Here is a 20473-nt window from a genome sequence, read left to right on the forward strand (position 1 = left end):
CATTCGGCATTACTGGTCCAAGTTACGCTTCGCCAAACTTAGACCAGATACGGGCACGTCTCAACCATCCCCCTAAACCTTTACATACCAGCGGTTCCTATCCATCCACCAACCTATCAGCCATATGATCAGCATAAAAGAAATTGAGAACAATAAACTTGCCCACCCTTCGGGAAATACCGGTTCATAAAGGGTTTTATAGGTCAGATTTCGGATGGATTGACCTTCAATCCTTATCATTCCCAAGATTCTTACCAAAACACCTGATAAGATGTACAAAGCCAAGGGGTTTTTGCCAAAGACTTCGAAAAAGTAGGCCCAACCTTTGACAGACCGTACTTCCAATAAAAACATTAATAGAGCTAAGGTAAGGGTGGAATATCCGACCGTAACCAGCGTAAAAGAACTGGTCCAAATCTTCTTGTTAATTGGGAAACCATAATCCCAAAGGTAACCTAGGACAAGTAAAATCACTGCAAACATGGCCAACCAAAGAACAGTCTCAATGTCCCCTCCTCTCTTTTGTATCTGGAGACCTACCCAATAGCCCAACAATACATTGACCATGGCAGGAAAAGTACTTAACAGACCTTCAGGATCAAAGGCAAACCCATTCATCTTGTAGAGGTTATCAGGTGAAAAAAGCCAGAGATCCAATCGACCACTTGCATTGCCTTCCAAGGAAAAGGGATCCATACCCGGAACGCCAAAAAGAAACATTACCAGCCAATAGGAGAGTAAAATAAGACCACTTGTAATCAGAATCTTTTTAGGACTCAAAAATAGATCAAGGTAGCACCAAGTCCATAACACAAAGCTATTCGCTGCAAAACACCTAAAATTCTAATGCTAGTAAAATCATAGGGGACCACTCCGCTGTCGTTAACTCTAAAGAAGGGGAAAGCTGTCAAAAGCAGGCCAATTATAAAAATTAAGGCTGTTCTCTTAAATACTTTACTAAAATAGGCTTTGCCCCCTTTCAATTTAAATTTACCGAGACTGAAGCTCATCGCATTGCCTACTACAAACAAAAAAGAAGGAAATACCAAATCTGTTAAAGTTAATCCATGCCAATCAGCATGTGTTAAAGGGCCAAAACTGGTACTTCCATCTCCCGGAGTATTTACTATAACCATCAAGGCCAATGTCAATCCCCGTAAAACATCTAGGGATTGATACCTTGTGTGGGGCTTTATGGAATCCAATGTATTTGTCATCGTATAGCTATGTTATTTTTTTAATAGTGAAAAACGCTAAATAAAATTCAAGAAAACCAACTTGATGAGGTTTTAGTATAGCACCGTTAGGGTAAAATTGAAAGAAGCAACGAAATAGTTGATTTTGAAGCGCTTTCAACACGTAATAGATTGTCTATTCCATATTTCGAGTTAAATTTTGAGGTAACAAAGTTTTAATAATCAATGTGTTTTTTCCAGCCTTTGGAAAAACGAGTAGCTAATCAAAGCATCAATTATAGACTTCACAGTTCCTATCTGTCAAATCATAAAATTTAGGCTAAGTTTATTGAGGGTTTAATATGCAAAATGAATAAAAGAGCAATAAATAGCATGTTTATGCTCCTGTAGCCAATGGCTTGGTCAAGAAAACCATTGTTTTCGGCCCTTAATTTCTATCAACCCAATCAAAAAACAAAAGTATAGCCACTTATTATGATATTAATCAGGCCCTAGAAGAAAAATATCTGAATCAATGGGCTTTCTTTTCAATCTTTTTTATGAACCCCTTAAAAAATCGGAAATAGATACCCCTTTACTAAAGATTAATCAATACCTTATTCAAAAGTCACTAAATCATATTCGGTAATTTCAAATCACCTACACTACCGAAAATAGAAAAAGCCATTCAGTACCTGTAGGATATGGTCCTGAATGGCTTTTTCAAATAGGAATCAATAGTACTTGTAGGTCTGAAAATCATCGAAGTCATGATTTCTAACCTGGGTATGCACTTCAAAAACTATTCTATTTTCTGGAAAAATCGTCTTGAACACGTACAATATCTTCTTCATCTGATGGGTTTTCAGGATCTGTATGCATCCAAATTTCTGCAACCACTCCCCAGTTGTTCAAACCTACTAACCTGTGTCTTTCACCTTGTTTTAGGCGTTGCACTTCTCCTATCGCCATTTTTTGCAACGCTCCTTCAGTATCATTGTCACTGGTTATCAATCCGCCTTCTCCTTCTACCAACTTCCATATCTCTGCCCTTCTGTGGTGGTATTGCCAAGACAATCTTTTACCGGGCCCAACGAGCAAAATTTTTGGACTTAGTTTATTTTTTAATTGCTCTGGTGACAAGCTTACTTCAGGAAAAAACTTTTCCTTGAATTTGCTGATTTGGTCTTCATTGATAACAAAAAACCACCCCAGGGTCTGGTTTCGTCTTGGTTTATAATTTGAAAGCCTTCGGCTGCTAACCAATCATCAACCGTTTTAAAAATAGCTGCTTTAGATAAATCTTTCTCTATTTTCATTCTATTCTATAATTAAACAAAGTAATAAAAATTGCTCTTTTAAATAATGCTCAAAAGATAATGATTTTTTTTATGTTTTTTTTCAAACAAACTGGCGGCTCCTATCATCGCCGCTTTTTCTCCCAATTTACTTATAAAAATTTCCGGATTGGCCTTATTGGCACTCAAAACTCGCTTTACTTCAGGCAAAAATAAATCTCCGGCTTTTACCATATTCCCTCCGATCACAACTTTATCGATCGCTTTTCCTTCCATTTGCAATAGCATCAGTTCGGCCAAATTTTGACCGAATTCTTTGAGAACATTTAAAGTGTCCGATCTCCGTTCTGGCATTGCCAGCAGTATTTTCAAACCATCCACTTCAATGTCAAAGGTTTCTTTTGCCCACCTTACAAAAAATGACGTACTAATTAAATCTTCTGCAATACCTCCTTTAAAAGGCACCGACCAAAATGCACCATCTTCAGCTTTATCACCAAACTTATAGGAACCTCCTAGCCCTGTACCTAAGGTGATTCCCATCAGCCTCTCTTGGTTAGGCCAACCGGCTACAAAAGCCTCTCCTTGTAAAAAAGCAGCAGCATCATTAATAAAGGCGATATTTTCCACAGGAAGTTTTAGTCTTTGAGCAAGTGCCTCTTTAAGATTAACCTGATAAAGAGACCTGTATTTCCCCTGATCTAAAATCAAAGAAATCCCTTGATCATAATCGAAGGGGGCAGGCATTGCAATGCCTAGACAGGCATCTTTTTTGATATTCAAAGACAATATACAGTCGATCCAAGCATTTAAGATTTCCTGTTTGGTACCTAAAGAATCCACCGGCATTCTTGAAATCTTTTCATCCAGAATACTTGAACTTTGGTTATCCAAAAGCCCTGCACTAATATGTGATCCTCCAATGTCTACACCAACAATCTGTTTCATTTTAATTTTTTTCATTTCACCTAATCACCTCTTTGAAACCTTCTTTATTATGGTAGGCTGCAAATTCATAGTCAGCGGCCGCCCGATCTCTCAAAAATTGATTTCGGGTAATGGCTTTTTTAAGGTTTTCATAAAGCTTTGTTTCCTCACCATTTCTGGCAGCAATTATTGCTAAGCCATAAAAAGGAAAGCCATTGCTCATATTTTGTATGGCACTATTTTCAAATTGAATTGTAGCATTGTAATAATCTCCTGACAAAACATTTGCTAAACCCTGATTAAAAAGGTTTACCGGACTTTTCTCAGCATTGTTCAAGTGGATTACAGCCAATCTATAATCTCCATTGAATATAGAAACTGCTCCCAAAGCTGCTTGATGTACTTTTTTAATTTCATCAAACTCCGTAAGCGTAAAAGCCCGATAAAAACTATTGTAGGCACTAAATTTATCTTCCCATAACCAAAATACTATCCCTAAATTATAAACCGCATATGGGTTCTCAAAAATAGCATTAGACCGATTGAAGGCAAAAAGTGCATTTTCCAGCAACTGGTTTTTGTCTTTGGTATTTCTGGTTCTATTTGCCTTATTGGCAAAAACAAAACCGAGATTATTAAAAGCAAAAGCACTTGGATAAACTTCTACCATGGCCCTTAAAATCTCCTCTTTTTCATTCCATCCAGGTTCCATATCCACTGCCCGAATATAATCATTTTCAGACAAGGTATCGGCAGGAACCTGTCCTTTGCGAATACTTCTACTTAAAATAGAAAGTTGAAGATCAGATATACCTTCACCGTCCCAGGGTGCACGAACTGCCTTTTGGACAAATGGGTTCAAGACCTCTCGCTGGACTTTACCAAATGAGGGTAAAGCTTTTAATTTCTTTAATTTATAGGTCCAATCGCCCGGACCTTCCAAAACCTTTAAAAAGGGAGCTTTGGCAGTAAATGGTATCCCACTATAGGAAGAAAAAGCATCCTTCAAATCCTTAAAGTTATTTTTTGAAAGCATGCCAACGGTTTCCTGTTGGTAGGGTTCTATCCATAAACCCAAGACGGGATATTGTTCCTGACCGCGATATTGTCCTATCTGGGAAAGAGAGGCAGTAGTTATTATCCCTGTTGAAACAAGAACTTCCTCTGTCTCATACTGCCTCACACCTTGGTTATTTGAAACTTCTCCTTTGGCATATAAACTGCCATTTTCCATACCATTCACAAAAGGCATGGTATAGCTTTCTGTTAACTTCACGCTCGAATAAACATCAAGGGTATCCCCTTTTACCCTTAACTTTTTCTCAAAAAATACGTTTCATTATCATACTTGAAATAAGGAAATAAAGCGTAGGTTTCATTCCTTAATAGCATGGCATTTGGGAGAATTACAGTTAAATCAAACCTTACTGAATCACCTAAACGCTCTAAATTATTTGGGTCTAAATAAATTTTTTGGTTATCTGCTTTTTTAACTTGTACAACATTACAAGAATAGCTTGCAATTGTCGTACATAAGATAAAAAAGGCAATGTATTTTTTTACCATATTCATAGGTTAACCAATTTATTATCAATAAGTTGCTTTAATTTTAATTCTTAGAACGCTTAAATGGTCATTAACATGGAAAATATAAAATTATTCTTCCAAGAACGAGCCTTCGGGGTTTGCTCAAAATTAGGAGAAAAACTTCATTTCCCTATTGACAGCATTCGATTGTTTTTTATTTACAGTTCTTTCATTACATTGGGTTCTCCCATCATTCTGTATGTGACACTTGGGATGCTAATGAAAATAAGAACTTATTTAAGGAGAATGAATAATCCGGCTTTATTTGATTAATTCATCTCAGAATATTTTTTCTTTCCTTTGAGATAATAAGACCATATGATGCAGTAAACAGCAAGTGGTTTTGCTGAAGTATGTTTTTTTACCTTTTGAGACTGGCGATATCTCAATGCATCACGATTGATAACAAAGTCCCGATAGGCCCTTATTATTGCCCAACTGTGGGGCACTCCCTTGGTCAATAGCAGATGCATAAAAGCCCCGGCATCCAAAATCATTCGCAAAATCAAAACTTTAATAAAACCGATTAACTCTAGATTACCTTTCAGCATATATAAACTGTTTCTAAAATTAAGGTAAGTTTTCAAAGGGTTTACTTGAGACAAGGTGCCGCCTCCAAGGTGATAAACACTCGTTGCTCCACAGTGATGAATTTTATAACCTTTATTCCTCATCCTCCAACACAGATCAATTTCCTCCATATGAGAGAAATAAAAAGGATTAAAACCTCCAAGATCATGGAAAACTGCTGATTTAACACAAAAACAGGCCCCCGAGGCCCAGTCTACTTCAATAGAATCATCGTATTGCCCTTGATCTTCTTCCAATAAATGGAGAATCCTTCCTCGACAAAATGGATAGCCAAGCTGATCTAAAAACCACCTGCAGCACCTGCATAATCAAAGTAACCTTTTTTCTTCAAAGAAAGCACTTTGGGCTGACAGGCTGCCACTTTCGGATTTTGTAAAAGATAGCCAACTAGAGTTTGGTCCCAGCCATCTGAAACTTCCACATCTGAATTGAGAAGCAGGTAAAAGGAATAGGCATCTTTTAATTCCTTTAACCCTAGATTATACCCTTTGCTGTACCCGTGATTTTCACTTAGCAATACCAATCTTATTTCAGGAAAATCTCTTTGAAGGTAAGAAATGGATCCATCATTGCTACCATTATCTATGACAACAATATCATAAACACTATTGCTTATTACTTGAGGCAAATATTTCTGCAGCATGGCTTCCCCATTGTAATTTAAAATAACAATAGCAGCCTCTTTCATTACATCATGCTTCCAAAATCCATACCCGGAATATTAGGCATCATACCTGCGGTGGCAGAACTCATTTTTTTTTGATTTTCACATCTATATTCTCCAAGGCCTTATTGGTTGCCCCAACAATCAGATCCTTCATCATATCCTTGTCTTTTTCATTGACCAAACTGGAATCAATTTCTATGTCTAACACTCTTCTTTCACCATTTACGATTACCTTGACCATACCGGCCCCCACTTCACCTTCTGCTTGTAAATGCACCAATTCAGCTTGGGTGGCTTTAATTTTGGCTTGAGCCTCCTTCACCTTGTTCATTATATTCATCATGTCAAACATATGCTTTCCTTTCTTTTAAATCAATATTATTTTATTACCTATTTTATTTATAGCTTAAACTCCTTTACAAAGTAAATTTCCCCACCATCAAATGGAAGGAATGATGTTAAGCAATAAGTCATTTATTTAGACCTTCTTTATTTTTTTAACAACATCTACTAGACTTAGACTTTCTTGTTCACCACTTGTCATGTCTTTCAAGCTAATGGTATTGTTCTCTATTTCCTCCGAACCCATTACGCCTACATATGGAATACCCTTTTTGCCTGCGTAGTTAAACTGCTTTTTAATTTTTACCAAATCAGGATAAATTTCAGCAGCAATGCCTTCCTTTCTTAAAGCAGCCAATACACCTAAGCAAGCCTCTTTTTCTTCTTCACCAAAATAGGCTAACATTATTTGTGTACGTTCTACTTCATCATCAGGAAAGATATTTAACTCTTCAAGCACGTCATATAGCCGATCCACTCCAAATGAGAAACCAACGCCGGAAACTCCTTTTAGGCCGAAAACACCAGTAAGATCATCATATCTACCTCCTCCACTTACAGAACCAATCCCAACTCCATTGACCTTCACTTCAAATATCGCTCCAGTATAATAAGACAGGCCTCTGGCCAAAACAGGATCAAACACCACATGATGTTGGTTTTCTCCCATCTTACTTAGGTAGGAAAACACCTCCTCAAGTTCATTAATTCCCTTTAAACCAATCTCGCTTTCCGCAAGGTATTTTTTCAAAAACTGTAACCAATCCACATTGTTTTTTTCATTTTGTGAAAGGATCGGTGACAATTTTTCAATGGCATCTTCAGAAAAGTTTCGCTCTTTCAATTCTACTTTCACCTTTTCCCATCCAATTTTATCCAATTTATCAATGGCCACACATAAATCGGCCTCTTTTCCGGAAGCGCCAATCACCTCAGCAATTCCGGTAAGAATCTTTCTATTGTTGATCTTGATATCATAGTCATTTAGTTTAAAATCTGAAAAAACCCTTTTTATCATGCAAAGAATTTCTGTTTCACAAATTAAACTATCAGTACCCACCACATCTGCGTCACATTGATAGAACTCCCTATATCGCCCTTTTTGTGGTCGATCAGCTCGCCAAACGGGCTGCATTTGAAAACGCTTAAAGGGATAAGTTATTTCATTTTGATTCATGACCACATACCTTGCAAATGGTACTGTGAGATCATATCTCAAACCTTTTTCTGAAATCTTAGGTAACACTTTGCTTTCTCCGGCTTTAAAAGTTTCAGAATCCACCTTCTTTAAAAACGCACCACTGTTTAGTACTTTAAACAAAAGCTGGTCTCCTTCATCTCCATATTTCCCCGTCAAGGTACTAAGGTTTTCCATTGTTGGTGTCTCCAACTGCTGGTACCCAAATAATTTGAATGTATCCTGTATGGTATTAAAAATATAGTTTCTTCGGGCCATTTCTTTAGGGCCAAAATCGCGCATACCTTTAGGTATCCCTGGTTTTTGTTTGCTCATCCTCTGGAATTTTGGCCAAAGTTAAAAAATTAAAAAGTATATTGGAGGATATTATCAGGGCAATTTGGGGGCTAAACCCAACTTCTTTAATTAATTCCTGTATTTAATTAATATTTTACTTACCTTTGCCCTTCATTTCAAGCGAGAACAAAAAACAAACAATACAATGGCTGTTACTACTTTAAAAAGAAAATTAAGAAGAAAAAGACAGGCACAGAATGCAAGGGTACAAAAATCAAATTATTGAGTGCTCAGCCTGTCCTCAAAAATGTAGATGTAGAAGAAATTAAGAAAGAATTTTCTTCAAGCAAATAAAAAAATAAAGAAGCCCGAATAACATCGGGTTTTTTTATATCCTGCCTCTTTTTCCTAGTTCAATTACCTTGAGGTTTTTGACGGTTTGATCCAATTCAAAAGTCAACATTGTTTTTATTTGATGAAATCCGTGATTGCCAATAGCCCCGGGATTCATATATAGCACACCCAATTCTTTGTCTTGCACCACCTTGCAAATATGAGAATGTCCACATACAAATAAGTTGGGTTGGTGATTTTTGATTTTAGCTTTTACTCCTTTTGCATATCGTGGTGGTGTTCCGCCGATATGAATCATAAACACTTTCACTCCTCCACTTTCGAAAAGCACTTCTTCAGGAAGTTCTCTCTTTAGGTGTTGGTCATCGATATTCCCGAATACTGCCCTTAATAATGGTTTTTTTGGTAATTTTTCCAATATCATGGGGTCTCCAACATCTCCAGCATGCCAAATTTCATCTACTTCCTCCAATGATTGAATTGCATTTTCAGGAAGGCTGCTGTGGGTATCACTAATCAAAGCTATTTTGACCATAGAATGTAAATTTTCATCTTATTTGGAGGGCAAATCAAAGACAATTGACAATGAAAAACAAACCTCCTTTCCCAATTCATTGTAGATAAAATTATTATTTCATAAAAATAAAAAAACCGCACTTTTTATTTTTATTCCTCTATCTGCCACCTATCAATTAATGCTTTAGCGACTTATGAATTTATCAAAGTTTGTGAGCAGTTATTTTTAATTATAAGAAAACAACCTTTAAAAGATGCCAAACTTGTTAATTGAAAGATTCCTTTCTATTTTTACGAGGATAGAAAATTTTGTATATAAATGAAAGAAATACAATTCAGAGATGCCGTTCGGGATGCAATGTCCGAAGAAATGAGACGCGATAAAAATGTGTTTCTTATGGGAGAAGAAGTTGCTGAATACAACGGTGCTTACAAAGCAAGCCAAGGAATGCTGGACGAGTTTGGGCCGGACCGTGTATTAGACACTCCTATTTCGGAACTTGGATTTTCAGGATTAGGCGTAGGTGCTGCCATGAATGGTCTTAGACCTATAATAGAGTTTATGACATTTAATTTTTCATTGGTAGCAATGGATCAATTGGTAAATTCAGCAGCCAAAATGCTCGCCATGTCGGGAGGTCAATACAGTGTTCCCATCGTTTTCCGAGGGCCAACTGGAAATGCTGGTCAGTTGGGTGCTACCCACTCTTCTAATTTTGAAAACTGGTTTGCAAACACCCCAGGATTAAAAGTTGTTGTTCCTTCCAACCCATATGACGCCAAAGGATTATTGAAAGCTTCCATCAGAGATAACAACCCTGTTATTTTTATGGAATCAGAAGTAATGTATAGCGATAAAGGTGAAGTACCTGAAGGTGAATATTTGCTTCCTTTGGGGGTGGCCGAAATCAAAAGAAAGGGAGATGATGTTACCCTTGTCTCCTTTGGTAAAATGATGAAGGTAGCTTACCAAGCAGCTGATGAATTGGCAAAAGACAATATTCATGCTGAGGTTATAGACCTAAGAACAGTAAAACCAATTGACTACCCAACTGTTATTGCCTCTGTTAAGAAAACCAACAGATGTGTAATTGTTGAAGAAGCAAACCCTGTTGCGGCGTTGTCTGCAGACATTGCCTACAACATTCAAAAACAAGCCTTTGATTTTCTTGATGCACCGGTTATACGTGTAAATTCAATGGACGTTCCATTGAGCTATGCACCTACCTATATTGAAGCAACGCTTCCAAACGTAAAAAGGACAATTGATGCTGTGAAATCTGTTACTTATAAGAAGTAATCATATTCCGGCTTCCAATAAAAAAGGTAGCATCCATGGATGTTGCCTTTTTTATCACCAATGAAAAAAACCTATTATAGAAATAAAAGAGGGCTGAAAACAATGTTTTCAGCCCTCTTTTATTTCTATAATTTAATGAGAATTATCTTCTTCTCATATTTCCACCTAGGGCACCCAATGCCTTTTGAGCGCCACCCATTTTATTCATTTGTTTCATCATCTTTCTCATATCAGCAAACTGCTTCATAAGATTATTAACCTCTTGGATAGTCCGTCCACTTCCTTTTGCGATTCTTCTCCTGCGACTTCCGTCAATTATTGATGGGTTACCTCTTTCATCCGGAGTCATACTTCGGATGATAGCTTCAATAGGAATAAAAGATTCGTCATCAATATCCAAACCTTTAATAGCTTTGCCCATACCCGGTATCATACCCAAAAGATCTTTAATATTTCCCATCTTCTTGATTTGATCAAGTTGGGAAAGAAAATCATCGAAATCAAACTGGTTTTTCCTGATTTTCGCATTAAGTCTTTTGGCCTCATCCTCATCAAATGATTGTTGGGCTTTTTCAACCAAGGAAACCACATCACCCATACCCAGAATTCGCTGAGCCATACGATCAGGGTAAAACAGGTCAAGGTTTTCCATCTTCTCGCCTGTTGAAATAAACTTAATTGGCTTATTAACAACATGACGAATTGAAATGGCTGCCCCACCCCTACTGTCACCATCTAATTTGGTTAGTACTACACCATCAAAGTCCAGCCTTTCATCAAAGGTTTTGGCAGTATTGACAGCATCCTGACCGGTCATTGAATCGACTACGAATAATGTCTCTGAAGGATTCAAGCTTTCTTTCAAAGCAGAAATCTCATCCATCATTACCTCATCTACAGCCAAACGACCTGCTGTATCTACGATAACAGTCTTTTTCCCTGATTTCTTAGCATATTCAATGGCATTAGAAGCAATTTCTAAAGCATTTTGATTACCCGGCTCGGCATAAACCTCTATACCAATTTGCTCACCAAGGGTTTTTAATTGCTCAATTGCAGCAGGACGGTAAATATCACAGGCCACCAATAATACTTGACGACCTTGTTTTTTAAGATAAGTCCCTAATTTTCCAGAAAATGTGGTTTTACCTGAACCTTGCAAACCAGAAATTAACACTACAGAAGGGTCTCCCTTAAGGTTAATTTCCTCCTTAGCTCCTCCCATCAACTGGGTCAATTCTTCCTGAGTAATCTTAACCAACAACTGACCCGGAGAAACTGCTATCAACACATCTCTGCCTAATGCCTCCTCTTTAATTTTGTCAGTAACCTCTTTGGCTACTTTATAATTTACATCAGCATCGATCAGGGCTCTCCGAATTTCCTTAACAGTGGTAGCTACATTTATTTCTGTAATCTTCCCTGTACCTTTTAAGGTTTTAAAAGCTCTATCTAATTTAAAACTGAGATTATCGAACATGTCATTTTCGTTTAGAATCAACAAAAATAGAGATTTTTTTAAGCAAGTACATCTAATACCTTAAAAGAATACGTACATTCTTTAAAAGACGTTTATAATAGCATAAGTCATGAAATTTTATCTTTTTCATTAGGAAAAAGACAAAATGTTGCATTTGGTATACAAAAATACCCTGATCAGGGTATTTTATTGATCAAAAAATGTTGTTACTTACAAACTCAATTCAAACAGTATCAAACAATTATCATTTAAACTATAAACTATTTAATAATGATAAAGGACCAAACCCCGCTTTTTATTCCAATTGGAAATTTTTCTGATCATTGTAACAGCCTTGACGGAAGAAAACTGATGCCCTTGGTAAATCTTATTCAGGAAATGGAAATGAGTTTCTATAAAACTGAAAAATTTCACGGAATTAACGATTTAAGTGGTATTACTTTAAGTGGTATCGGCTTGAACGGAATTCATGTGAAGTTATTGGATGCCGTATTGAAATTAAGATTAGTCCCTCTCTTTGATTGGCTTTCTTGGAAGTCCGAAGCTGAAAGATTTTATCAAAACCCTTCATTATTAAGAAGTCAAGATACCGTGACCCTTGGCAAAATAATGACAGTATTGCTGAGGTCTCAGACAATTTATGGCCCGACATTTCTTGAGTCAAAGATAAAAGACAAGTTTGTGCTTGCCTTATTAAAAGCTATCGTAAATTCTTTAGACACTACGAATGTTTCCGGATATATAAATACAGATGTTGTAGATTAACCCAATTAACCGCCAGTATTATTGATTTTTTTAGTATAGTATAAATTTTTTACGCTTAACGCCCTCTATTTTTTTTATTATTGGCCTTATAATTGTGAATACAGGTTCAACTGATAAATTATTAATAGCGTAAATGATATAGGTTGGAAGAGATATTTATATTGTAAAGCAGTGTAATCCAAATGAGATTTATTTGCGTTACTTTATAACGAAAATAAATTTAGGTGCCGCGCTTTTCAATAGACACCTTAGAAATATTGAATAAGAAGGAAGCATAAAATAATGCGTTTCCTTTAAATTGACAAAACCAATTAAGCTGTTGAATTTGAAGCAATTTAACCCTGTTGCAAAATAATTTTCAGTTTAATTAAAAAACTAAATAGTTTAATCGATCCTTTAAAACATCACTAGGTAAAACCAGTGTTAATGAAAATCAATCAAATGATCACCCCACATTCAAAGAATGTGCACCTTATTTATTTGTTTTTGCTTGCGATTGGGCTTCATTCCAATTTAATGGCACAAACAGAACCCACTATAGATTTAGAAAAGCAAGACCCTTCCTGCTCAGGCAATGGACGCATCACAGCATTGCTTCAGAATTCAGACAATGCGGGGAATTTGGTCTACAACTTATTTCAGCTTCCAAGTGAAACGCTTCTAGCAAGCAACGCAAATGGTTTTTTCGAAGGATTAGATGCAGGTTTATATAAGCTAAGTGCCAACTTTACAATCGATGACAGCCCTCAAGAAATTTCCGTGGAGGAAACATTAAATTCTGTATATAACCCGTTGTCATTTACCGTAATTTCAAAAACAATCTGTGAAAACGAATTGGGTAGTATAGAAGTATTTGTTAATGAAGGAGCGCCTGCCTCATATGAATTATTAGGTCCCTCTGAAAGACCTGCTCAAGAAAGCAATGTGTTTGAAGACCTTATGGAAGGAGCTTATACAATAATTGTTACCGATGAATGTGGAGATAGACTTTCTCAATCTTTTGAGATTCAAAAGGCTGCGTTTTTTATTGATGAAAACTATCAAGGGTTTGAAAACACGCTTAATAGTTGTAACGAAATTAATGTTGGCCACTTAGTAAAATCCGTTGGAGCTAGTATATCATACCCATTATATGTCAATTATGTGGTCCATACACCGATGGGGACAACCGAAGAAATCAATACAGAAATCACAACCGGTGATCCTTCAGAAAACATATTTTTCAATACCCTCCCTTTCTATTATGACGAAGCCTATACATATGACCTGAAAATCACAGATAATTGCGGGCAAGTTTCCACATTAGAGGGAATTTCAATTGATAGAAAGTTGACGATTTCAAATGACCTTTTGTGGGGTGCAGGGTCTTGTGGTAAAAGAAGACTATCCATTAAACCTTCCAATTTCACCGCACCATTTACAATAAATTTTACCGAATTTCCGGATGGATTTGACCCTGAAATCTTTAATTCCCAATATCCAGGTCCTTTTACCGAAGAAAATATTTTTTTCGGCTCTACTGATATGCCTATTCCTACAGGGAATTATGCCTTTACATTAGAAGATGCTTGTGGGCATACTGCAAGTATTTCTAAAGAACTATTAGACAAATTAAGCGGCCCGGGGGCTACGGTTTATAAAGGTTGTGGGCCGGATATGGGCTCTGTACAATTGAACAGCTTTGATTTTGAATTTACCACCGTAGAACTAACAAGTGCACCGGCTTCATTTAGTGGCTCTTTGCCCTTAGATGTCACCAATAACATCAGTAGTGTAGATCCCAGAAGGTTTTATATGAACAGTCTTCCAGAAGGAGAATATGAATTCACCTCCTATACAAGCTGCAAAACCACCCATCTCACCAAGGTTACCATTGAAGGAATTGAGGTAATTGATAATCAAATTGATATTATTGAAAATTGTGGGGCCTTTAACATCTTTTTGAAACATGAAGACAATTCAACCAATGGCCAATCCCCGCTATTCGGAATCCAAAAATTAGATCCTTCATCCGGTGAATGGGGCCATCCTGAAACCGGCCAAGTATATAACCCTACAGATCCATTGACAAATGAGAACGCAATTTTATTGGTCAATGGAGCTACCAATATCAATCAAAATTATTCGGGAACATTAAGATTGGTAAAGTCATTGAACATCTGGAAAATGGGTGAAGACATGATGGTAAATAGGCCCCAGATCACATATTGTTTGGAAACATTAAAAACCTTTGAGATTAAAGAAAAAGCACCTTCAATAGTATCAATACCTTTAAATGTAGCGGAGATAACTACGAGGTTTCAGTAAATGCAGAAGGCTACCTTCCCATTACCTATAAGATCGTTGAAAAAGATGGCCTCCCTTTTATCATTGACAATGGGGAAGATCCATTGTTTAAGGGGCTTGAATCAGGCCGATATAAACTGCAGTTAGAAGATGCTTGTGGGAACCTGACCAACACTTCAGTACAAGTAAAAGGAGAGAATTTACCTAAAATCATTCCTGAAAACCTATGTGAAGGTGAAAATGGAGCACTTTTAATTAAAAACCTGGATTTCCTCGAATTTGAATGGTACAAAGAGGGTGCTCCAGAAAACATTTTAAGCACAAATTCTCGTCTGGAATTTCCATCATTTAATTTATCAGCAAATGCAGGTACATACTATGTCCAGATCAGCGATAACAATCCTGAGTCTTGTGTAAACAAAACCCTTGAATTTACTATTGATACCTCAAGTCTAAATCCTGATGCCGGAGAAGGTCAGGAAGTTGAGATTTGTAAAGGAGAAATAATAAACTTATTTGATTATTTGAGCGGGCCATATGACAATTATGGTACTTGGAAAGAAATCACTAATAGTGGTAATTTAATAGAAAACGCTTGGTCATCGGATGATCTGACCCCCGGCACTTATACCTTTGAATACACTATTACAGGAATATGCTCAGGTGAAAAAAGCACAGTTGTTACAATTAATTTGACTGATGTGCCGGAGGTTCCAAAAGGCAATGCTATTCAAGAATTTTGTAGCCCTGGCCAGTACACCTTGGCATCACTTGTGGTTGAGGGTACAAATATTCAATGGCATACTTCCCCTCTTGGTGAAGAAATACTCCCCGAGGAAACAATTCTCCAAAATGGTAGGACATACTATGCCACACAATCCAATGGCACTTGTTTTTCGGATGAAAGGTTAGCAGTAGAAGTATTGATACATACTCAGGTTGATAATAATATGATTTCCGCTGAACAATCGTTGTATCAGATGGAAAAACCGGAAGAAATCATTGGCACTGAACCGCAAGGAGGTTCCGGGAAATTCACTTATATATGGGAACAGAAAACAGAAGGCTCGGAATGGGAAATTATTGAAGGCGCTAAAAGGAAGGACTATTCACCTAAGCCGCTCTTAGAAACAACAAGCTTTAGAAGGACAACCTCTGATGAATTATGTGGTGATTTTATAAGCAATGAGCTAACTATTGAAGTTTTAGTTGCTCCTATTGTAGCAAATGATGATTATTATGGGCCACTAATTAATTATGAATCTTACTTACTACCTACAATATTATTGAATGACAGCCTTAAAAATAAACCAATCCTACCTGAAGATATAAGAATTAGCGTCTTAAGCATCAAAGATGAAGATGGGAATAATGTTACATTGGATAACAGGTACAGTATGGATACAGAAGGTGTTATTTCATTACCTGAAGACATCACAGCAGGTAATTACATCGTTCGTTACAGCATTTGCCAAAAAGATGTTCCTGCCAATTGCAGTGAAGCCAATATAATCCTATCCGTTATTGGCATTTCTATTGATGCAGCAAAAACAATTGATAGAACACAGGCATTGCCGGGTGATATAGTAAATTATACCGTTCGCTTAAAAAACACCAGCACATTTAGTCTTGACAAAATTATTCTAACAGAGATATTACCTGAAGAACTGATGCTTCTTTCTGCCAGTCCTGCCTTAAGTCCTTCCAATACTTGGGAAATAAGTAATCTTGCACCTGAAGAAACGGTTGAGTTGGGATTGTCGGTAATGCCAACCATAGATGGAAACTTTACGAATGAAGTTAACATTAAGGTAGAAAATTATGACCAAACAATTCAAAGTGAAGAGTTACAGGTAAGGCCCAAAATGATTGACATGGCCATAGAAAAGACTTCCTTTAACACCACAGTGAATGATGGTAGTTCTTTTGATTACCAAATAACAGTGACCAACAACGGACCTGACCCAGCTGACAATGTGCGGATTGTGGATTTTTTACCTGCACAATTAGCTTACGAGTCAGCAGTGTTTGATACTGAAGGATTACTTTCTTCACCTACTTTTACGCAAGCGGATGATTTACTGGTTTGGAATGTACCTCAGTTTGATGTGGATGCAACCCTAACCATCACCTTAACTGTCAAGGCTATTGGCGATGGAAGGATCAGAAACAGGGCCGAGGTGAGTGCTGATGGACAAGATATATTACCAGAGAACAACACATCAATTGAAGTAAAAACAATCCTTCCCCTATTTATTCCTAATGTATTCAAACCAGATGGAGATGGAAAAAATGAAACTTTTGTAATTAGGGCCGCCCATAGATTTGAACGGCTTGAATTAGTAATATTTAACCGCTGGGGGGACATCGTTTATTCTTCTAAAGATTATCAAAACAATTGGTATGCTGAAGGTTTATTGCCTGGAACTTATTATTATCAAGTTAAAGGCGTAGATTTTGATAAGAAAGAGAAACAATACAAGGGCTGGGTACAAGTGATTAAATAAATTATGAAGCCAATAACTTTACATCGCATTCTTTTAACCATTAGTGTTTTCTTTTCACTAACCGCCACTCAGGCACAACAACTTCCTCAGTATAGTCAGTATGTATTTAACCCCTTACATATCAATCCCGCCTATGCTGGATACAAAATAGACCCTTTTGTTCAAGCTACTTACAGAAGTCAGTTTAGTGGCTTTGAAGGTGCCCCACAAACCTTTTCTGTTGCTGCAGATATTGGAAATTTAGAGCAAACCATGGGTTTTGGTATACAAATTAATTCAGACAAATTTGGAGCAAGTGATATTCAGAATTTACTCCTTACTTACTCTTATAGTGTCCAATTGTCCTATAGTAGTTATTTAAGCTTGGGCGTGAGCTCAGGTATTGCTTCTTATGGCCTTGACGCAAGTCAATATCAACCGGATGACCCAAGTGACCCTGGCATACCTCAAGGTAAAATAAGTGCCATTACTCCCAATTTAAACCTTGGCATATTTTTTCATACGCCACAGTTCTTCACCGGTGTAAGTGCTTATAATTTAGTGGGGCAAAACATATTAGAAAACAAAAATCTGGCAGTAGCCACACACAATTACCATTTTTATTATCAATTAGGGGCACTATTGCCTTTATCCAATGCAGTTTCCCTTAAACCTTCAATTTTAATTCGTGAAGAACTGAATGGTCCAACAAGTTTTGATATCAATGCGATGTTTCTCCTAAGAGAAAATTATTGGATAGGCACTTCCTTCAGGTCAGGGTTGGTCAAAAACCAGGCTTCCATTTCTGAAATTGGAAACAATAGGAAAGCCCTTGCTTTGTTATTGGATATATTTATTACTCAAGAACTCAGAATGGGTTATGCTTACGACTTTAACCTTAATAGCAAAAGCAATTACACCAATAATAGCCATGAGCTTTCACTGGGATATTATATCAATAACAAATGGTTTGATTCACCCTCCCAAAGAAATTTTTAGCTCTTTCTAAAAGCATTATGGCTAAGATAATAGCAGCTGGTCATTTAAGTCTTCTGCTTTCTTCATTACTTTAGTATAATAAAAATTGATGTCCCATATCTGCTTTATAATTAATTTTCTAATTAGAAATGAGGCTTATTACTGCAATTTTAATTCGTTTGAAATTAAGGTTCTCCACCCCCTACCAGCCTAGCTGGAGATAGATCAAATAAATTCAGCACTGTATAAATTTTTTGTAACCCACCAACCAATTTATCATTAGTACGAATTTATGTTTTGGATTGAAGGGAGATTCTGTCTTCAATAGCTGTTTTTTCATGCGAGGGGTTACAATGTTCAAATGCCTCATTGGTCTGAACGAAAAAATTATCCTTTCCTATGGCATCGATAAGACCACTGCTATAAAAGATATCTCGCGCAGGACCAATGGCCCCTGCTACCAAGAGTTTAATTCCTTTACTATTTAATTCTTGAATTAGCTGACGCAACATATGAATGGCACTGCTGTCAATATAATTGATGGCCTCTGCATTCAGAATAATAAACTTCAATTCCTTCCCTTTTTGTTCGAGTTGATTTTGTAATTCTTTTTGAAATATTCCCTATTTCCAAAGTACAACTGAGCATCAAATCGAATAATTAAAATATTGGGATAGGTTTCGGTATCTTCAGGAAACCGGGCTATGTTTTTGAAATAATCCGTGTTTCTAATTCTTCCAAGAACAGCGATATGAGGCCTTGAAGTCCTGTACACCAATAACAATAATGAAATTAGTACGCCAAGTAATATCCCTTCCTTGATACCCACAGTAAGAGTGATTAAGAAAGTTGCTAGCAAGAGATAAAACTCATCTCTTCTGTTTCTAAAAGTTCTACCGGGTAATTAATATCAATTAGCCCAAATACAGCAACCATAATGATAGCAGCCAATACGGCATTGGGTAAATAATAAAATAAAGGTGTTAAAAACAATAAAGTTAAACCTACTACCAATGCACTTACCACAGGAGCAACACCGGTTTTAGCTCCTGCTTGGTCATTGACAGCTGTCCTAGAAAAGCCCCCAGTTGTGGGATAGGACTGAAATAAAGACCCCAAAACATTAGCTGTTCCAAGAGCAATTAACTCTTGATTGGAATCCACCTTATAATCTGAATGCTTTTCCTCAATGGCTTTGGCTACAGATATGGCTTCCATAAATGCAATCAATGAGAGTGTTAAGGCTATGGGCAAAAGCTCAGTAACTCTGGAAAAACCTAAAACAGGTAATTTAAAAGATGGCAAACCACTTGGAACCTCACCAACAATTTTAACCCCTTGCTCATTTAAGTTAAAAAAATAAACAGTCAAAACTCCCAAAACCACCACTACCAAGGCAGCTGGTATTCGGCTATTAAAATGCTTGATCGATTTTATAACCACAATGGCAAAGATGCCTATAGCCAAGGCAATCCAATTGGTTTCAGATAGTGTAGCTAGGGCATTTATCAACAATATATGGATCTGATTGCTTCCCTCAATATCAGTTCCTAAAAGATGCTTTAACTGACTTAATCCAATAATAATGGCTGCAGCAGAGGTAAATCCACTAATAACGGGTTTTGACAGGAAATTCACCAGGAACCCCATACGTAACAGCCCCAGACCTAATTGTATTAAACCCATAAATAGGGCCAAAAAAACAGCCATGGCAATGTATTCATCAATCCCCGAAAGGGCAAGTGCACCAAGGCCAGAGGCAACTAAAAGGGAATCCATAGCTACCGGACCTACAGCCAATTGTCTGGAGGTGCCCATCAAGGCATAAACAATCTGGGGGATCAAAGAAGCGTAAAGTCCAAAAACAGGCGGTAATCCGGCTATCATTGCATAGGCCATTCCTTGAGGAATAAGCATGATACCTACAGTCAATCCTGCTCCGATATCTCCTGAGAGATAGGATTTTTTGTAATCCGGAAGCCAATCTAAAATGGGAAAGTATTGTTTCAACATGTCTTTAATTTATACCCAAAAGTACTGTAGAACAAATTAGGTTACAGTAACAATGGTCACAAAGATCCAGCAGACACTGCAATGCATTATTATGGGCCATCCTTCATACCGAAATGATCAGCAGTGTGCCCGGAATACATCCAGGAAAATTTTTCACATTGTAACCCTAGCTTGCAATTTTCATTTGGTAAAACCACCTGATTTTCAACATCATAAACATTAATTAAAACTGAC

The 20473-nt window shown here is 37.0% G+C and carries 19 protein-coding genes and 2 pseudogenes; 6 read left to right on the forward strand and 15 right to left on the reverse strand.

Annotated elements, in window-relative coordinates:
• Positions 1-72 precede the first annotated feature (72 nt).
• From WG932_RS12470 to WG932_RS12495, 6 genes and pseudogenes are all read right to left on the reverse strand, one after another.
• Complete coding sequence (locus tag WG932_RS12470; RefSeq protein ID WP_483088169.1) at positions 73-780, reverse strand: acyltransferase family protein; 708 nt, start codon at positions 778-780, stop codon at positions 73-75.
• On the reverse strand, positions 777-1217 hold the full coding sequence (locus WG932_RS12475) for a heparan-alpha-glucosaminide N-acetyltransferase domain-containing protein (protein WP_483088170.1): 441 nt from the start codon (positions 1215-1217) through the stop codon (positions 777-779). The genes WG932_RS12470 and WG932_RS12475 overlap by 4 nt, the downstream gene beginning before the upstream one ends.
• Before the next feature lie 765 nt (positions 1218-1982).
• Positions 1983-2494 (reverse strand): annotated as a pseudogene (locus WG932_RS12480) (cupin domain-containing protein).
• 39 nt (positions 2495-2533) lie between these two features.
• Entirely contained in the window at positions 2534-3421 is an 888-nt protein-coding gene (locus WG932_RS12485; protein ID WP_483088171.1) for an ROK family protein, read from the reverse strand.
• A gap of 16 nt (positions 3422-3437) precedes the next feature.
• Positions 3438-4676 (reverse strand): TPR end-of-group domain-containing protein, encoded by a 1239-nt coding sequence (locus WG932_RS12490; protein WP_483088172.1) that lies wholly within the window; start codon positions 4674-4676, stop codon positions 3438-3440.
• 35 nt (positions 4677-4711) lie between these two features.
• Positions 4712-4972 carry a hypothetical protein gene (locus tag WG932_RS12495; RefSeq protein WP_483088173.1) on the reverse strand — a complete coding sequence of 87 codons (261 nt, stop codon included), beginning with the start codon at positions 4970-4972 and terminating at the stop codon, positions 4712-4714.
• Positions 4973-5041: 69 nt separating this feature from the next.
• On the opposite strand from WG932_RS12495, the gene WG932_RS12500 reads away from it, so the two are divergent.
• Positions 5042-5260, forward strand: coding sequence for a PspC family transcriptional regulator (locus WG932_RS12500; protein ID WP_014018501.1), 219 nt, complete (start codon positions 5042-5044; stop codon positions 5258-5260).
• Here WG932_RS12500 and WG932_RS12505 read toward each other — a convergent pair.
• From WG932_RS12505 to WG932_RS12525, 5 genes and pseudogenes are all read right to left on the reverse strand, one after another.
• Complete coding sequence (locus WG932_RS12505; RefSeq protein ID WP_483088174.1) at positions 5257-5814, reverse strand: glycosyltransferase family 2 protein; 558 nt, start codon at positions 5812-5814, stop codon at positions 5257-5259. The genes WG932_RS12500 and WG932_RS12505 overlap by 4 nt on opposite strands.
• Positions 5815-5858: 44 nt before the next feature.
• Complete coding sequence (locus tag WG932_RS12510) at positions 5859-6266, reverse strand: glycosyltransferase (RefSeq protein WP_483088175.1); 408 nt, start codon at positions 6264-6266, stop codon at positions 5859-5861.
• Positions 6266-6597, reverse strand: a pseudogene (locus WG932_RS12515) (YbaB/EbfC family nucleoid-associated protein). Before WG932_RS12515 ends, WG932_RS12510 begins: the two are co-directional and overlap by 1 nt.
• A 126-nt stretch (positions 6598-6723) precedes the next feature.
• Positions 6724-8100 carry a histidine--tRNA ligase gene (gene hisS, locus WG932_RS12520; RefSeq protein ID WP_483088176.1) on the reverse strand — a complete coding sequence of 459 codons (1377 nt, stop codon included), beginning with the start codon at positions 8098-8100 and terminating at the stop codon, positions 6724-6726.
• Between the two features lie 349 nt (positions 8101-8449).
• The gene (locus WG932_RS12525; protein ID WP_014018506.1) at positions 8450-8950 is read right to left on the reverse strand and encodes a metallophosphoesterase family protein; all 501 of its coding nucleotides are present in this window, start codon (positions 8948-8950) and stop codon (positions 8450-8452) included.
• 300 nt (positions 8951-9250) lie between these two features.
• On the opposite strand from WG932_RS12525, the gene WG932_RS12530 reads away from it, so the two are divergent.
• Positions 9251-10231: a pyruvate dehydrogenase complex E1 component subunit beta gene (locus WG932_RS12530; protein WP_014018507.1), complete on the forward strand. Its 981-nt coding sequence runs from the start codon at positions 9251-9253 to the stop codon at positions 10229-10231.
• A gap of 142 nt (positions 10232-10373) precedes the next feature.
• Here the strand turns inward: WG932_RS12530 and ffh are convergent, their stop codons facing one another.
• Positions 10374-11711: a signal recognition particle protein gene (gene ffh / locus WG932_RS12535; protein WP_149392560.1), complete on the reverse strand. Its 1338-nt coding sequence runs from the start codon at positions 11709-11711 to the stop codon at positions 10374-10376.
• 270 nt (positions 11712-11981) lie between these two features.
• Here ffh and WG932_RS12540 point away from each other — a divergent pair, with 270 nt between their 5' ends.
• The 4 genes from WG932_RS12540 (at position 11982) to WG932_RS12555 (ending at position 18247) form a co-directional block, all read left to right on the forward strand.
• The gene (locus tag WG932_RS12540) at positions 11982-12476 is read left to right on the forward strand and encodes a DUF6508 domain-containing protein (protein WP_483088177.1); all 495 of its coding nucleotides are present in this window, start codon (positions 11982-11984) and stop codon (positions 12474-12476) included.
• A 426-nt stretch (positions 12477-12902) separates the two neighbouring features.
• On the forward strand, positions 12903-14783 hold the full coding sequence (locus WG932_RS12545; RefSeq protein ID WP_483088178.1) for a hypothetical protein: 1881 nt from the start codon (positions 12903-12905) through the stop codon (positions 14781-14783).
• An 83-nt stretch (positions 14784-14866) separates the two neighbouring features.
• The gene (locus WG932_RS12550) at positions 14867-17269 is read left to right on the forward strand and encodes a T9SS type B sorting domain-containing protein (RefSeq protein WP_483088179.1); all 2403 of its coding nucleotides are present in this window, start codon (positions 14867-14869) and stop codon (positions 17267-17269) included.
• 3 nt (positions 17270-17272) lie between these two features.
• Positions 17273-18247 carry a PorP/SprF family type IX secretion system membrane protein gene (locus WG932_RS12555; protein ID WP_483088180.1) on the forward strand — a complete coding sequence of 325 codons (975 nt, stop codon included), beginning with the start codon at positions 17273-17275 and terminating at the stop codon, positions 18245-18247.
• 269 nt (positions 18248-18516) lie between these two features.
• Here the strand turns inward: WG932_RS12555 and WG932_RS12560 are convergent, their stop codons facing one another.
• The 3 genes from WG932_RS12560 to WG932_RS12570 are packed head-to-tail and all read right to left on the reverse strand — an operon-like array spanning position 18517 to position 20239.
• Entirely contained in the window at positions 18517-18798 is a 282-nt protein-coding gene (locus WG932_RS12560; protein ID WP_483088181.1) for an STAS domain-containing protein, read from the reverse strand.
• On the reverse strand, positions 18795-19055 hold the full coding sequence (locus WG932_RS12565) for a hypothetical protein (RefSeq protein WP_483088182.1): 261 nt from the start codon (positions 19053-19055) through the stop codon (positions 18795-18797). The genes WG932_RS12560 and WG932_RS12565 overlap by 4 nt, the downstream gene beginning before the upstream one ends.
• 23 nt (positions 19056-19078) lie before the next feature.
• Complete coding sequence (locus tag WG932_RS12570; protein WP_483088183.1) at positions 19079-20239, reverse strand: SulP family inorganic anion transporter; 1161 nt, start codon at positions 20237-20239, stop codon at positions 19079-19081.
• Positions 20240-20473: the final 234 nt, after the last annotated feature.

The organism is Cyclobacterium sp. SOCE241, from assembly GCF_056867545.1.